Annotated in this window: 13 protein-coding genes; 4 read left to right on the top strand and 9 right to left on the bottom strand. The window is 62.0% G+C overall.

The features are described 5' to 3' along the window. Nucleotides 1-3 precede the first annotated feature (3 nt). The 4 genes from ODQ19_RS05315 (at nucleotide 4) to ODQ19_RS05300 (ending at nucleotide 7036) form a co-directional block, all read left to right on the top strand. The gene (locus ODQ19_RS05315; protein ID WP_330209492.1) at nucleotides 4-3165 is read left to right on the top strand and encodes an efflux RND transporter permease subunit; all 3162 of its coding nucleotides are present in this window, start codon (nucleotides 4-6) and stop codon (nucleotides 3163-3165) included. Further along, nucleotides 3162-4619 carry an AdeC/AdeK/OprM family multidrug efflux complex outer membrane factor gene (gene adeC / locus ODQ19_RS05310; protein WP_330209491.1) on the top strand — a complete coding sequence of 486 codons (1458 nt, stop codon included), beginning with the start codon at nucleotides 3162-3164 and terminating at the stop codon, nucleotides 4617-4619. Before ODQ19_RS05315 ends, adeC begins: the two co-directional genes overlap by 4 nt. 182 nt (nucleotides 4620-4801) lie before the next feature. Continuing rightward, nucleotides 4802-6052 carry an OprD family porin gene (locus tag ODQ19_RS05305; protein WP_330209490.1) on the top strand — a complete coding sequence of 417 codons (1251 nt, stop codon included), beginning with the start codon at nucleotides 4802-4804 and terminating at the stop codon, nucleotides 6050-6052. A gap of 84 nt (nucleotides 6053-6136) precedes the next feature. Then, nucleotides 6137-7036, top strand: a complete 900-nt coding sequence (locus ODQ19_RS05300) for a polysaccharide deacetylase family protein (protein WP_330209489.1) — start codon at nucleotides 6137-6139, stop codon at nucleotides 7034-7036. A gap of 131 nt (nucleotides 7037-7167) precedes the next feature. Here the strand turns inward: ODQ19_RS05300 and pcaC are convergent, their stop codons facing one another. The 9 genes from pcaC to ODQ19_RS05250 all read right to left on the bottom strand — a co-directional run bounded on the left by pcaC (nucleotide 7168) and on the right by ODQ19_RS05250 (nucleotide 15384). After that, nucleotides 7168-7563 carry a 4-carboxymuconolactone decarboxylase gene (gene pcaC, locus ODQ19_RS05295; RefSeq protein WP_044272695.1) on the bottom strand — a complete coding sequence of 132 codons (396 nt, stop codon included), beginning with the start codon at nucleotides 7561-7563 and terminating at the stop codon, nucleotides 7168-7170. Between the two features lie 10 nt (nucleotides 7564-7573). Beyond that, nucleotides 7574-8365 (bottom strand): 3-oxoadipate enol-lactonase, encoded by a 792-nt coding sequence (gene pcaD, locus ODQ19_RS05290; protein ID WP_116668162.1) that lies wholly within the window; start codon nucleotides 8363-8365, stop codon nucleotides 7574-7576. Between the two features lie 10 nt (nucleotides 8366-8375). Continuing rightward, nucleotides 8376-9740, bottom strand: a complete 1365-nt coding sequence (locus ODQ19_RS05285; protein WP_330209488.1) for a 3-carboxy-cis,cis-muconate cycloisomerase — start codon at nucleotides 9738-9740, stop codon at nucleotides 8376-8378. A gap of 10 nt (nucleotides 9741-9750) precedes the next feature. Further along, entirely contained in the window at nucleotides 9751-11046 is a 1296-nt protein-coding gene (locus ODQ19_RS05280) for an MFS family transporter (protein WP_032893116.1), read from the bottom strand. 208 nt (nucleotides 11047-11254) lie between these two features. Next, nucleotides 11255-11821 (bottom strand): protocatechuate 3,4-dioxygenase subunit alpha, encoded by a 567-nt coding sequence (gene pcaG / locus ODQ19_RS05270; RefSeq protein ID WP_330209487.1) that lies wholly within the window; start codon nucleotides 11819-11821, stop codon nucleotides 11255-11257. A gap of 1 nt (nucleotide 11822) precedes the next feature. Continuing rightward, on the bottom strand, nucleotides 11823-12527 hold the full coding sequence (gene pcaH / locus ODQ19_RS05265; protein WP_330209486.1) for a protocatechuate 3,4-dioxygenase subunit beta: 705 nt from the start codon (nucleotides 12525-12527) through the stop codon (nucleotides 11823-11825). Nucleotides 12528-12548: 21 nt separating this feature from the next. Then, nucleotides 12549-13751: a 3-oxoadipyl-CoA thiolase gene (gene pcaF / locus ODQ19_RS05260; RefSeq protein ID WP_330209631.1), complete on the bottom strand. Its 1203-nt coding sequence runs from the start codon at nucleotides 13749-13751 to the stop codon at nucleotides 12549-12551. Beyond that, entirely contained in the window at nucleotides 13748-14527 is a 780-nt protein-coding gene (locus ODQ19_RS05255) for a CoA-transferase subunit beta (protein ID WP_034125965.1), read from the bottom strand. The genes pcaF and ODQ19_RS05255 overlap by 4 nt, the downstream gene beginning before the upstream one ends. Further along, complete coding sequence (locus tag ODQ19_RS05250) at nucleotides 14527-15384, bottom strand: CoA transferase subunit A (RefSeq protein WP_014717292.1); 858 nt, start codon at nucleotides 15382-15384, stop codon at nucleotides 14527-14529. The genes ODQ19_RS05255 and ODQ19_RS05250 overlap by 1 nt, the downstream gene beginning before the upstream one ends. Between the last annotated feature and the right edge of the window lie 27 nt (nucleotides 15385-15411).

The raw sequence follows: 15411 nt of genomic DNA, 5'->3' as shown, positions 1-15411 counted from the left end.
TCCATGTCGAAATTTTTTATCGACCGTCCCATTTTCGCCTGGGTAATTGCCCTGGTGATCATGCTGGTCGGGGCACTCTCGATCCTGAAACTGCCCATCAACCAATACCCGGCCATTGCGCCAACGGCCATTGATATTCAGGTGACCTACCCAGGTGCTTCCGCACAAACCGTGCAGGACACCGTGGTGCAGGTGATCGAACAACAGCTCAACGGTATCGACAACCTGCGTTATGTCTCCTCGGACAGTAACTCCGACGGCAGCATGACCATCACCGTGACGTTCAACCAGGGTACCAACCCGGATATCGCCCAGGTCCAGGTACAGAACAAGCTGAACCTGGCCACCCCACTGCTGCCGCAAGAAGTGCAGCAACAGGGTATCCGCGTGACCAAGTCGGTGAAGAACTTCCTGATGGTGATCGGTCTGGTGTCGGAAGACGGCAGCATGACCAAGGACGACCTCTCCAACTACATCGTGTCCAACATCCAGGACCCGATCTCCCGTACCGCGGGGGTGGGTGACTTCCAGGTGTTCGGTTCGCAGTACGCCATGCGTATCTGGCTCGACCCGGCCAAGCTGAACAACTATCAGCTCACGCCAGTGGACGTCAGCAATGCCATCAAGGCCCAGAACGTGCAGGTGGCCACCGGCCAACTGGGCGGCCTGCCTGCCCTGCCCGGCACCCAACTGAACGCCACGATCATCGGCAAGACGCGCCTGCAAAGCACCGAGGAATTCGCCAAGATCCTGATGAAGGTGAACACCGACGGCTCGCAGGTTCGCCTGGGTGACGTCGCGCGCATCGAACTGGGCGGCCAGAACTACAGCATCAGTGCACAGTTCAACGGTAAGCCGGCTTCGGGTATGGCGATCAAGCTGGCGGCCGGTGCGAACGCACTGGACACCGGCAAGGCCATCCGCGAAACAGTCAAGTCCCTGGAGCCGTTCTTCCCGCCAGGCATGAAGGCGGTGGTGCCGTATGACACCACGCCGGTCGTGACCGAATCGATCTCCGGTGTGGTTCACACCCTGGTCGAAGCGATCGTGCTGGTGTTCCTGGTGATGTTCCTGTTCCTGCAGAACTTCCGCGCCACCATCATCACCACCATGACCGTGCCGGTGGTATTGCTGGGTACCTTCGGGATCCTGGCGGCGTGCGGCTTCACCATTAACACCCTGACCATGTTCGGCATGATCCTGGCCATCGGCTTGCTGGTGGACGATGCCATCGTGGTAGTGGAAAACGTCGAACGGGTAATGGCCGAGGAGCATCTGTCGCCCAAAGAAGCGACGATCAAGTCCATGGGCCAGATCCAGGGCGCCCTGGTGGGTATTGCCCTGGTACTGTCGGCGGTACTGCTGCCGATGGCGTTTTTCGGTGGTTCCACCGGTGTGATTTACCGGCAGTTCTCCATCACCATCGTTTCGGCGATGGCGTTGTCGGTGCTGGTTGCCCTGATCTTCACCCCGGCTTTGTGCGCCACCATGCTCAAGCCGATTGATCCGGAAAAACACGGCCAGCCCAAGCGCGGCTTCTTCGGCTGGTTCAACCGTACCTTCGACAGCGGCGTACTCAAGTACGAGCGCGGCGTGGGTAACATGATCAAGCACAAGATCCCAGCGTTCCTGGTATACGCGCTGATCCTGGCCGGCATGATCTGGATGTTCACCCGTATTCCGAGCGCGTTCCTGCCTGAGGAAGACCAGGGTGTGATCTTCGCCCAGGTGCAGACACCGGTAGGCGCTTCGGCTGAGCGCACGCAAAAAGTCGTTGATGACATGCGCGCCTTCCTGCTGAACGACAAGGAAGGCGAGCCAGGTGAAGGCAAGTCGGTGAACTCGGTGTTTACCGTAAACGGCTTCAACTTCGCCGGTCGAGGCCAGAGCTCGGGCCTTGCGTTCGTGATGCTCAAGCCGTGGGATGAGCGTGACTCGACCCAATCGGTGTTCGAAGTGGCCAAGCGTGCCCAGGGTTACTTCTTCGGGGCCTTCAAGGACGCCATGGTGTTCGCCATCGTGCCACCTTCGGTGCTGGAGCTGGGTAACGCCACCGGTTTCGACGTGTTCCTGCAAGACCAGGGTGGCGTTGGCCACGACAAGCTGATGGCTGCACGTAACCAGTTCCTCGGCGCGGCGGCACAAAGCAAGGTGCTGGCCGGCGTACGTCCTAACGGCGTGAACGACGAGCCGCAGTACGAGCTGACCGTTGACGACGAGAAGGCCAGTGCCCAGGGCATCAGCCTCGCGGACATCCAGCAGACCCTGGCCATCGCCTTGGGTGGCAGCTACATCAACGACTTCATCGACCGTGGTCGCGTGAAGAAGGTGTATGTACAAGGTGACGCCGCCAGCCGCATGTCGCCGGAAGACTTGGACAAATGGTACGTACGCAGCGGCGACGGAAAAATGGTGCCGCTGTCGGCCATCTCGTCAGGCCAGTGGATCTACGGTTCGCCCAAGCTTTCGCGATACAACGGTGTAGCGGCGATGGAAATCCTCGGTACTCCGGCACCAGGCTACAGTACCGGTGATGCGATGGCCGAAGTCGAACGCATTGCCAAAGAACTGCCGGCCGGTATCGGTTATGCCTGGACAGGCCTGTCGTACGAAGAACGCCTTTCCGGTTCCCAGGCACCAGCCCTGTACGCACTGTCGCTGCTGGTCGTGTTCCTGTGCCTGGCAGCACTGTACGAAAGCTGGTCGATCCCGATCGCGGTGATTCTGGTTGTGCCACTGGGTGTGATCGGTGCGTTGATCGCCACCAGCATGCGCGGCTTGTCCAACGACGTGTTCTTCCAGGTGGGCTTGCTGGTGACGGTGGGCCTGGCGGCGAAAAACGCCATCCTGATCGTGGAATTCGCCAAAGAGCTGCACGAGCAAGGCAAAGGCATCGTCGAGGCGGCTATCGAAGCGTCCCGTATGCGTCTGCGCCCGATCATCATGACGTCCATGGCGTTCGTGCTCGGCGTACTGCCGCTGGCGATTTCCAGCGGTGCCGGCTCAGGCAGCCAGCACGCGATCGGTACCGGCGTGATCGGCGGTATGATCACCGCCACTGTCCTTGCCATTTTCTGGGTGCCACTGTTCTACGCAACCGTGTCCTCGGCTGGCGAACGCAAAAAGAAAGACACTACTGAAACTCCTAAAGAGGCTGGCCAATGAGCAAGTCGCTACTTTCCCTAGCCGTCACCGCATTCGTGCTCAGTGGCTGCTCGCTGATACCTGACTATCAGCGTCCCGATGCGCCAGTGGCCGCACAGTTCCCGCAGGGGCCGGCGTACTCGTCGGCCCAGGCGCCGAGCCAGGCCGCTGCCGAGCAAGGCTGGAAGCAGTTTTTCCATGACCCTGCCCTGCAACAGCTGATCCAGACCGCGTTGGTGAACAATCGTGACCTGCGTGTCGCGGCGCTGAACATCGACGCCTATGCGGCGCAGTACCAGATCCAGCGTGCCGACCTGTTCCCGGCTATCTCGGCCACCGGCAACGGCAGCCGCCAGCGCACCCCGGCGAAGCTGTCGCAGACTGGCGAATCGACTATCTCCAGCCAATACTCGGCCGGCCTGGGGATCAGCTCTTACGAGCTGGACCTGTTCGGTCGCGTGCGCAGCCTCAGTGAAGAAGCCTTGCAAAAGTACTTCGCCACTGAAGAAGCGCGTCGCAGCACCCAAATCAGCCTGGTGGCCAGCGTGGCGAATGCCTACCTGACCTGGCAGGCCGACAAGGAACTGCTCAAGCTGACCCAGGATACCCTCGGTGCTTTCGAGCAGAGCTTCAAGCTCACCTCGCGCAGCAACGAAGTCGGCGTGGCCTCGGCGCTGGACCTCAGCCAGGCACGCACCTCGGTGGAAAACGCCCGTGTGCAACTGGCGCGTTACACCCGCCAGGTGGCCCAGGATGAAAACAGCCTGACCCTGCTGCTGGGCACCGGCCTGCCGGCGAATATCGCCAGCAAGCCGCTGTCCGATGACCTGCTCAGCGAAGTACCGGCCGGGTTGCCATCGGACCTGCTGCAACGTCGTCCCGACATTGTGCAGGCCGAGTACAACCTCAAGGCGGCCAACGCCAATATCGGCGCGGCCCGTGCGGCGTTCTTCCCGAGCATCAGCCTGACCGCCAGCGCCGGCACCGCCAGCCCTACACTGGGCGGCCTGTTCAAAGGCGGTTCGGGGACCTGGGCGTTTGCCCCGCAGATCAACATCCCGATCTTCAACGCCGGTAGCCTGCGCGCAAGCCTGGACTACTCGAAGATCCAGAAAGAGATCAACGTGGCCAACTACGAGAAGGCCATCCAGACCGGCTTCCAGGAAGTCTCCGACGGCCTCGCCGCGCGTGCGACCTATAAGCAGCAACTGGATGCCCAGCGCGGCTTCGTCGAGGCTAACCAGGATTACTACCGCCTGGCCGAGCGTCGCTACCGCATTGGTGTCGACAGCAACCTGACGTTCCTCGACGCCCAGCGCCAACTGTTCAGTGCCCAGCAATCGCTGATCACCGACCGCCTGGCGCAGCTCACCAGCGAGGTCAACCTGTACAAGGCCCTCGGCGGTGGCTGGAACGAGCAGACTGCGAAGAACGAACCGTTGAAAGAACAAGCACCGCCGCTGAAGTTGTTCTGATAGCGCCGTTGTGAAAAGCCGCTTCCCTCACCGGAAGCGGTTTTTTTATGCCGGTATTTTTACCCTTTTCAACTTGCGTTCGATCATCGCCCACAACCCGCCCTCCCCCACTTTCATCGCCCCCGCACCGCCGCGCACCATGGCCGCCACCTGCATAAACCCAATAACAACAGGTTCACACCATGAGCACTTTCCAACCGCGCCAGCTGTTGCTGGCGGCTGCTGTCGCCAGTTCTGCCCTGCCCGTGTTCGCCCAAGAGCACGGCTTTCTCGAAGACGCCAGCGCCAACCTCAACCTGCGTAATTTCTTCTTCAACCGCAACTACACCAACCCGACCAAGGCCCAGGGTGGCGCACAGGAGTGGACGCAGAGTTTCATCCTCGACGCCAAGTCCGGCTTTACCCAAGGCACCGTAGGTTTTGGTGTGGATGTGCTGGGCTTGTACTCGCTCAAGCTCGATGGCGGGCGTGGCACGGGCGGCACGCAGTTGCTGCCGCTGGACCATGACGGTCGGCCAGCCGATGAGTTTGGCCGGCTCGGCGTGGCATTCAAGGCGCGCTTATCCAAGACTGAGCTGAAGGTGGGCGAATGGATGCCGGTGCTGCCGATCCTGCGTTCCGACGATGGTCGCTCCCTGCCACAGACCCTGCGCGGTGGGCAGATCACCTCGAAGGAAATCGACGGCCTGACTCTCTACGGCGGCCAATTCCGCGCCAACAGCCCGCGAGACGACGGCAGCATGAGCGACATGTCGATGTTCGGCAAAACCGCCTTCACCTCCGACCGCTTCAACTTCCAGGGCGCCGAATACGCATTCAACGACAAACGCACCCAAGTCGGCGTATGGAATGCCCAGCTTAAGGACATCTACAGCCAGCAGTATCTCAACCTGATCCACAGCCAGCCTGTGGGCGACTGGACGCTGGGCGCCAACCTGGGCTTCTTTTACGGTAAGGAAGACGGCAGCGCTCGAGCCGGGGACCTGGACAACAAAACCTGGTCCGGCCTGTTCTCGGCCAGGTACGGCGGCAACACCTTCTACGTCGGCCTGCAAAAACTCACCGGCAACAGCGCGTGGATGCGCGTCAATGGCACCAGCGGCGGCACCCTGGCCAACGACAGCTACAACTCCAGCTACGACAACGCCGAGGAAAAGTCCTGGCAAGTGCGCCACGACTACAACTTCGCCGCCCTCGGCGTACCGGGCCTGACCTTGATGAACCGCTACATCAGCGGCAGCAACGTACACACCGGCACCGTCACGGACGGCAAGGAATGGGGCCGCGAGAGTGAAGTGGGCTACACCGTGCAGAGCGGCGGCCTGAAAAACCTCACCGTGCGCTGGCGTAATTCGAGCATGCGACGCGACTACAGCAACAACGAATTCGATGAAAACCGGTTGATCGTCAGCTACCCGATAAGTCTGCTGTGAACCGGCGCCGGACTTACTGTATGGTGCGCGCCTGCCGCTGCTGATCCCCCCAGCAGCGGCCTTTTACTCGGGCCCCTGCACGGCATGAAATCCTTCGCTACAGCAATCGCACTGTTTGCCCTGGCCTTGAGCCTGGGGGGCTGCATCAGCGCCCCCATCGCCCTGACGCCAAAGACCGAACAACGCCTGCTGGCCCAGGCGCCGATCCGCTTTCTGCTGACCTTCGATGACGGCCCCAGCGCGTCGGGCTACAACAACCCGAGCCGTTCGGTAGTGGCCGACCTGGCCAATAACCCGGTGTTGCCGGGGATCAAGGCGGTGTTCTTCCTGCAGACCGAAGCCGCTCGCGCAGGCGGCAGTTCTCGGGGGCGCAAGACCATGGAACGTGAATTCGCCGCTGGCCATGTACTGGCCTTCCACACCGCCACGGCGTTTCACACCAATCATCGCTGGCTGAACGATGCCACCCTGGAATACACCCTTACCGAAGGGGCCGCAGACATTGCCGCCATCACCGGCACGCCGCCCGTGCTGGTACGCCCGCCCTTCTGGAACTACGACAAGCGCACCTTCGCCGCCTACCAGCGCCACGGCATGCAGGTACTGTTGACGGACCTGAGTGCCAATGACGGCAAGATCTGGGGCTTTAACGCCAGCCCGCGTCGGCGGGCCAACCTGTATCGACAATTGTCGGTGGTGCGCGAACGTATTGCCTTGGGTGAGCTGCCGACGGTGGAGGGGGTGATCCCGGTGGTGGTGACCTTCCATGACATCAACCGCTACACCGCGCGGCATATGCAGGAGTACTTGCAGATCCTGATGGACAGCGCGCGGGTCAACGGCTTGAAGACCGCTGCCGAGCCGTTCTATACCGACCACGCCGCGCTGGAACTCGCAGCGCTGGCCCGTACGGTCAAAGATGTAAACGAGCCGGTGCATCTGCCGGGGGTGTGGAATTGGCTGTGGGATGCTGATTCCCACTAATGCCTGAGTCAGGTGGAGATCCCCTGTGGGAGCGGGCTTGCTCGCGAATGCGGTGGGCCAGTCAACAGATGTGTAGCTGACCCACCGCATTCGCGGGCAAGCCCGCTCCCACATTTAGATTGTATTCCAGCTCAGGTCTCGCGGGACTCCACACCCAACTCATCCCACACTGACTCCGCCAGGTGAAACGTCGCATTCGCTGCCGGGATCCCGCAATAGATCGCACTTTGCATCAGCACTTCCTTGATCTCGGCGCGGGTCACGCCGTTGCTGGCGGCAGCACGCAGGTGCAGTTTCAGTTCTTCACTGCGGTTCATGCCGATCAGCATCGCGATGGTGATCAGGCTGCGGGTATGCCGAGGCAGGCCGGGGCGGGTCCAGATGTCACCCCAGGCGTGGCGGGTGATCATTTCCTGGAACTCGCTGTTGAACTCGGTGAGGGCATTGAGGCTACGGTCGACATGGGCATCGCCCAGTACTTCGCGGCGCACCTGCAGGCCCTCGGCGTAACGTTGCTTCTCGTCCACAAATCGCTCCTCAGCGGGCCAGCAAAAATTCAATCACCCGGTCGCTGAACGCAGCACCGGCCTGAACGTTGGACAGGTGCGCCGCATAGAACTCGGCATACTCGGCGCCCTGCACATGGCTCTGGATAAAGTGGCCGCCGGCTGGGGGCGTCACCGCGTCTTCGGTGCCGGCAATCACCAGGGTCGGCACCTTGATCGAGGACAATTGCTCACGAAAATCCGCATCGCGCACGGCGCCGCAGTTGGCGGCATAACCCTCGGGCGACGTGGCCGCGAGCATATCGGTGATCTGCTTGGCCTGGTGCGGGTTGGCAGCGGCGAAATCTGCGGTGAACCAGCGCGCAATGGACGCATCGCGCAGCGCCACCATCGCGGCGGCGCCATCACGCAGGACCATTTCGATACGCGGGTTCCACACCTCGGGCGTGCCGATCTTGGCCGCGGTATTACACACCACCAGGCGTTGCAGGCGCTCGCCGGCATGAATGCCCAGCCATTGGCCGATCAAGCCGCCCATGGACAGCCCGCAAAAATGCGCCTTCTGGATATCCAGCGCATCCAGCAGTGCGATCACGTCTGCGCCCAGTTGTTCGATGCTGTAGGGCCCCTCGGTCACCAGGGATTGACCGTGGCCACGGGTGTCGAATCGCAGCACACGAAAATGCTCGGTGAAGGCCGGGATCTGGATATCCCACATATGCAGGTCGGTACCCAGGGAATTGGACAGCACCAATACCGGTGCGTCGGCGGGCCCATCGAGTTGGTAATGCAGTTCGCCCTCGGCGAGTTGTACAAAAGCCACAGCGGTCTCCTCAGGCAGTCAAAGCGAAATGTTCGGTCACCGCACGCGTGACCCAGGTAGACGCCTGGCCCAGGTAGTGGGCCGGGTCGAGCAGGCGGTCCAGTTCAGCCGCTGACAGCTCGGCAGTGACGTGCGGCTCATCCGCCAGTACCGCGCGCAAATGGCGCTGCTCGGCGACCCCACGTTTGCAGCACTGCTCCAGCAGATGGTGCGCAGTGTCGCGGCCCAAGCGTTGGGCGAGCACGATACTCACCGCTTCGGCCAGCACCAGGCCCTGGGTCAGGTCGAGGTTCTGTGCCATGCGTTCGGCATTCACCTCCAGCCCTTCACTGACCAGAATCGCCTGGTGCAAGGCACCGGACACCAAGCGGCAAATCTGCGGCAAGGTTTCCCATTCGGCGTGCCACAAGCCCAGGCTGCGTTCGTGCTCTTGAGGCATAGCGCTGAACATCGTCGCCACCAGGCCCGGTACGCGGGTGGCCGCGCTGATCAGCACTGCGGCGCCCACCGGGTTACGCTTGTGCGGCATGGTGGACGAACCGCCCTTGCCCGGCGCCGAAGGCTCGAACACCTCCGCCGCTTCGGTCTGCATCAGCAGGCTGATATCGCGGCCCAATTTGCCGAGGCTGCCGGCGATCAGGCCAAGCAGGCTGGCAAATTCCACCAGGCGGTCACGCTGGGTGTGCCAGGGTTGCTCCGGCAAGCCCAGTTCCAACTCGGCCGCCAAGGCCTCGGCCACAGGCATGGCGTGTTCGCCGAGGGCCGCCAAAGTGCCCGATGCGCCGCCAAATTGCAGCACCAACAAGCGAGGCTTCAATTCGGCCAGGCGCTGGCGACTGCGCGTCACCGCGCCCAGCCAACCGGCGATTTTCATCCCCAGGGTGACCGGCGTCGCGTGCTGCAACCAGGTGCGCCCGGCCAACGGCACGGTGGCGTAACGCTGAGCCTGGGCGGCCAACACCTCCCCCAGGCGAGCCAGGTCGGCCTCGATCAACTCCACCCCACGGCGCAGTTGCAGCACCAGGCCGGTGTCCATCACATCCTGACTGGTTGCGCCCAGGTGTACATAACGCTCGGCGTCGGCGTCCTCACAGGCGATCAACTTGCCCAACGCCTTCACCAATGGAATCGCTGAGTTGCCCGCCGTGGCAATCGCGCTGCCAAGGGCATCCACGTCATACAGCGACGCCAGGCACGCCTGGGCAATCGGTGCGACGGCGGCCTGGGGAATCAACCCGACCCGGGCCTGCGCCCGGGCCAGTGCCGCTTCGAAATCCAGCATGCCCTGCAAGCGCCCCTGGTCACAGAACACCTCGGCCATGCTGTCAGCAGTGAAATAAGCGTCGAACAGTTGATTGCTCGTGCGCAACGTCATAACTCATCCCTTACAGATCGTGATGCAGGTACGCCGCCTGTTTCGGCAGGCGCAAGCTGAACAGGAAGGCCACCGCCATCATCGCGGTGACGTACCAATAAAAGGTGTTTTCCATGCCGATGGATTTGAGGCTCAGCGCAACCACTTCTGCCGAACCGCCAAACACCGCGTTAGCCACCGCATACGCCAGGCCCACGCCCAAGGCACGCACCTGGGGCGGGAACATCTCCGCTTTGACCAGGCCGCTGATGGAGGTGTAGAAGCTGACAATCGCCAAGGCCAGGGTGATCAGCACAAACGCCAAAAACGGGCTGGTCACGGTTTTCAAGGTCAGCAGGATCGGCACGGTGAACAGCGTGCCAAGGCCAGCAAACCAGAGCATCGAATTACGCCGGCCAATCTTGTCGGCCAACATGCCGAACAACGGCTGCATGCACATGTACAGAAACAGCGCGCCGGTCATGATGTAGCTCGAGGTCTTGGCGTGCATGCCGACGGTGTTCACCAGGTACTTCTGCATGTAGGTGGTGAAGGTATAGAAAATCAGCGAGCCGCCGGCGGTGTAGCCCAGCACCGTAATGAAGGCTTTGCCGTGGTCGCGAAACAGCGCGACGATACTGCCGGCGTCCTTGTCTTCGCGCATTTCCTTGCTGGTGGTTTCTTTCAGGGTGCGACGCAGCAGCAGGGAGATCACGGCGGCAATGGCGCCGATCACAAAGGGGATGCGCCAGCCCCAGGCGCGCAGTTCTTCTTCGGTGAGGATCTGTTGCAGGATCACCACCACCAGCACCGCCAGCAACTGGCCGCCGATCAGGGTCACGTACTGGAACGAAGCAAAGAAGCCACGCTGGCCCTTGAGCGCGACTTCACTCATGTAGGTGGCCGTGGTGCCGTATTCGCCGCCCACCGACAAGCCTTGGAACAGCCGTGCCACCAGCAGCAGCGCCGGGGCCCAGGCACCGATGTCGTTGTAAGTGGGCAGGAAGGCGATGACCAGGGAGCCGCCGCACATCATCAGCACCGAGATCATCATCGAGTTCTTGCGCCCGTGCTTGTCGGCCACCCGGCCAAACAACCAGCCACCGATCGGTCGCATCAGGAACCCGGCGGCAAACACACCGGCGGTGTTTAGCAACTGCACCGTGGGGTCGTCTGAGGGGAAAAACGCCGGAGCAAAATAAATCGCACAGAAGGCATAGACGTAGAAGTCGAACCATTCGACCAGGTTGCCGGAGGACGCACCGACAATCGCAAAGATCCTTTTGCTGCGTTCTTCTCCGGTGTAGTGGCTGGTTTTTGTTGTCATGTTTTTTTACTCAGTGGGAACGGTTATAGCCTAGACATACTTTGCAACAACCCTGTTCCGCAAGCAGACTTTTGGATAGGTGGAGCCTGAGTCTCATCCTTGTAGGAGCGAGCTTGCTCGCGAAAAACCTGAGAGCGCCGCGTTCATCCAAGCTGACCGCGTTATCGCTGGCGACTTTCGCGAGCAAGCTCGCTCCTACAGGGACCGGTCAATAGTCGAAGAACACCGTTTCCTTATCTGTCCCCTGCAAAATCACATTCCACTGATAAACCCCTGCCGCATCCGTCTGGGCAATCAAAGTGCTACGGCGTTCTGTCGGCACACACGCCAGCAACGGGTCATCGCCGTTCAAGGCCTCACCGTCAAAATAAATTCGCGTCAGCAAGTGCTTCACCAACCCACGGGCAAACACCAGCACCACCAAATGCGGCGCCTGGGTGGTGCCCTTGAGCCCCGGCACACTGCCCGGCTTGATGGTGGTAAAGCGAAAACGCCCTTCGGCATCCACCGGCACGCGGCCGAAGCCTTCGAAGTTCGGGTCGAGCGCTTTGTCCTGTTCGTCTTCGGGGTGAGCATATTTGCCGGCGGCATTGGCCTGCCAGACTTCCAGCATGGCGTCGTTGACGACATCACCGTTGCCGTCCACCACTTGGCCGCTGATTGCCACGCGTTCGCCGAGGGTGGCGGTGACGGTCAGGTCTTCACGGTTCAGCCAGGTCAGGCCAATGTGGTAATACGGCCCGACGGTGTGGGACGTGGTCGCGTTGAGTGTCATCTCATTTCTCCATCGGCGTGGCGTCGCGGCCGCGCAGGACGATGTCCCAGCGGTAGCCGAGGGCATAGGAAGGAATGGTTTTTTCCAGGTCGAAGCTAGCGATCAAACGTTGCTTGGCACTGGTATCCGGCACGCAGTTGTAGATCGGGTCGTATTCCAGCAACGGGTCACCCGGGAAATACATTTGCGTCACCAAGCGCGTCAGCACGCTGGGGCCAAACAGCGAAAAGTGGATATGCGCCGGGCGCCAGGCGTTGTGGTGGTTGCCCCACGGGTAAGCGCCGGGCTTGATGGTCTGGAACTGGTACCAACCGTCGGCGTCGGTGACGGTGCGCCCGGTGCCGGTGAAGTTCGGGTCCAGGGGTGCATCGTGCAGGTCGCGCTTGTGGTTGTAGCGGCCGGCGGCATTGGCCTGCCAGATCTCCACGAGAATGCCCGGCACTGGCTGGCCGTTTTCGTCCAGCACACGGCCATGAATGATGATGCGCTCGCCTTGCGGCTCGCCCTCATGCTGGGCTGTCAGGTCGTTGTCCTTCTCATTGATACGTTCGGCACCGATGGTCGGGCCGGTGATTTCCGACAAGGAATGGGGCAGGAACACCAAAGGCTGGGACGGCGAACGCAGGTTCGTCGACTGGTAGGCCGGGTGCAGGTAATCAGGTTGAGTGCCCGCTTGCGGGCGCCGGTAACCGGGCTTGTCACTCATGGAGCAATCCTCTTTTATTGATCAGACGCGTTCAATCGCCAGGGCCAAGCCTTGGCCGACGCCCACACACATGGTCGCCAGGCCTTTGCGGCCGCCGGTTTTTTCCAATTGGTGCAGGGCCGTCAGTACCAACCGCGCACCACTCATCCCCAAGGGGTGGCCGAGGGCAATGGCGCCGCCGTTCGGGTTGACCTGCGGTGCATCGTCAGCAATACCCAGCTCGCGCAGCACCGCCAGGCCTTGGCTGGCGAAGGCTTCGTTAAGTTCGATCACATCAAAGTCAGTGACCGCCAACCCCAGGCGCTCCACCAGCTTGCGTACCGCCGGCACCGGGCCGATGCCCATCACCCGCGGGGCGACACCTGCACTGGCCATGCCCAGCACACGGGCGCGGGCGGTGAGGCCGTGTTGCTTGACGGCCTCGGCACTGGCGAGGATCAGCGCGGCGGCGCCATCGTTGACGCCCGAGGCATTGCCAGCGGTGACGGTCTTGTCCGCGCCGTTGACCGGCTTGAGCTTGGCCAGGGCTTCCAGGGTGGTATCCCGTGGATGCTCATCGTGTTCCACCAGGGTTTCGCCTTTTTTATGGGCGACCCGCACCGGAACGATTTCCTCGGCGAAGAAACCGGCGGCCTGGGCCGCGGCGGTGCGTTGCTGGCTACGCAGGGCGAAAGCGTCCTGGTCGGAACGGGAAACCTGGTAGTCATCGGCCACGTTATCGGCGGTCTGCGGCATGGGATCCACGCCGTACTGGGCCTTCATCAGCGGGTTGATAAAGCGCCAGCCAATGGTGGTGTCTTCCAACTTCATGTTGCGCGAGAACGCCGCGTCGGCCTTACCCATCACAAACGGAGCGCGGGACATCGACTCGACGCCACCGGCAATCGCCAACTCCATTTCACCGCTGGCAATCGCACGAAACGCGGTGCCGATGGCATCCATGCCCGAGGCACACAGGCGGTTGAGGGTCACACCCGGGATACTCTCCGGCAGCCCCGCCAGCAGCAACGCCATGCGTGCCACGTTGCGGTTGTCTTCACCGGCCTGGTTGGCGCAGCCGAGGAAGACTTCGTCTACGGCGCTCCAGTCCACCGACGGGTTACGCTCGATCAGCGCCTTGATCGGCAGTGCCGCCAGGTCGTCGGCACGCACCGTGGACAGGCCACCGCCAAAACGGCCGATAGGCGTGCGAATGGCATCACAGATAAAAACCTCGCGCATCAGGCTTCTCCCGGTGCTTGGCCATGGGCGGCGGCGGTGCGTGCTTCGAGGTCACGCAGGGCGGTCAGTTCGGTCTCGGTGGGTTCAGCGGTGGTGCTCACCTGGTCGGCAAAGCGAATTGCCCAGCCGGTGGCGGCGATCACTTGCTCACGGGTCACGCCGGGGTGCAGCGCAGTAACCACGAATTCATGGCTGCCCTCCTCCGGTTCCATGATGCACAGGTCGGTAATGATGCCCACCGGGCCGGCGCCGGGCAGGCCCAGACGCTTGCGTGAGTCGCCACCTTCTCCGTGACCGACGGAAGTGATGAAGTCCAGTTTGTCCACAAACGAACGCGACGACTGTTTCAGGATGATCAGCACGCTCTTGGCCGAACCTGCGATCTCCGGCGCGCCACCGGCGCCCGGCAAACGCACTTTGGGTTGGTGATAATCACCGACCACGGTGGTGTTGATATTGCCGAAACGGTCGACCTGAGCCGCGCCGAGAAAACCCACATCAATGCGCCCGCCCTGCAGCCAGTAGCGAAAGATCTCACCGGTGGGCACCACGGTGTCGGCGGTCTCGGCCAACTCGCCGTCACCGATGGACAACGGCAACACGCTGGGCTTGGCCCCAATCGGGCCCGACTCGTAGATCAGCACCACATCCGGTGAGGACGTCAGGCGCGCCAGGTTGGCCGCCTTCGATGGCAGGCCGATGCCGACGAAGCACACCGAGCCGTTCTTGAGGCGGCGTGCGGCGGCGACGGTCATCATTTCATTGGTGGAATAAGCCATTACTTAGCCTCCTGCGCGGCGGCCAGCTTGGCCTGGAATTCACTGAAGTCGGCAGTGCCGTGGATATATTCGTCGATCCAGGCGGTAAAGGTCCCGCGGTCGCGGGCAATCGGGTCCCACGCCTGGTAGAAGCGGTTATCCCGCTCGTTGTAGCCGTGCGCGTAGGAAGGATGGGCACCACCGGGTACGTGACACACCGCCGTCAGCGCCCAGGTCGGCAGCACACAGCTGTTCATCGGCGCATTCAGGTCGTCGACGATTTCCTCGACGGTGACGATGCAGCGCTTGGCCGCCAGGGCCGCTTCCTTTTGCACCCCGAGAATGCCCCAGAGCAGCACGTTGCCTTTGCGATCGGCTTTCTGCGCGTGAATCACGGTGATGTCCGGACGCACCGATGGCACCGCCGCCAGCACTTCACCCGTGAAGGGGCAGGTGACGGTCTTGATCAGCGGGTTGACCTTGGGCAAGTCGGAACCGGCGTAGGCACGCAACACGGCGAATGGCAGGCCGGAGGCACCGGCAACGTAGGCATTGGCCAGATCGGCGTGGCTGTGCTCTTCGATCTCTAGCGCTTGCGGCCATTGTTTCTCTACCGCGTCGCGCAGCCGATGCAGGGAACCCACGCCCGGGTTGCCGCCCCAGGAGAAAATCAACTTGCGCGCACAGCCGGCCCCGATCAACTGGTCGTAGATCAGGTCAGGCGTCATGCGCACCAGCGTCAGGTCTTTCTTGCCCTGACGAATGATTTCATGGCCTGCGGCCGTAGGGATCAGATGGGTGAAGCCTTCGAGGGCGACGGTATCGCCGTCGTTCACGAAGCGCTTGACCGCATCACGCAGGGTGAGGATTTCAGCCATGGGGTTGGGCTCCCGGTGTTGATCGAA

Origin of the sequence: Pseudomonas sp. AM4(2022), assembly GCF_036346515.1 — a bacterium.
Lineage (GTDB): Bacteria > Pseudomonadota > Gammaproteobacteria > Pseudomonadales > Pseudomonadaceae > Aquipseudomonas > Aquipseudomonas paracarnis.
This window is presented reverse-complemented; position numbering and strand designations above follow the sequence as displayed.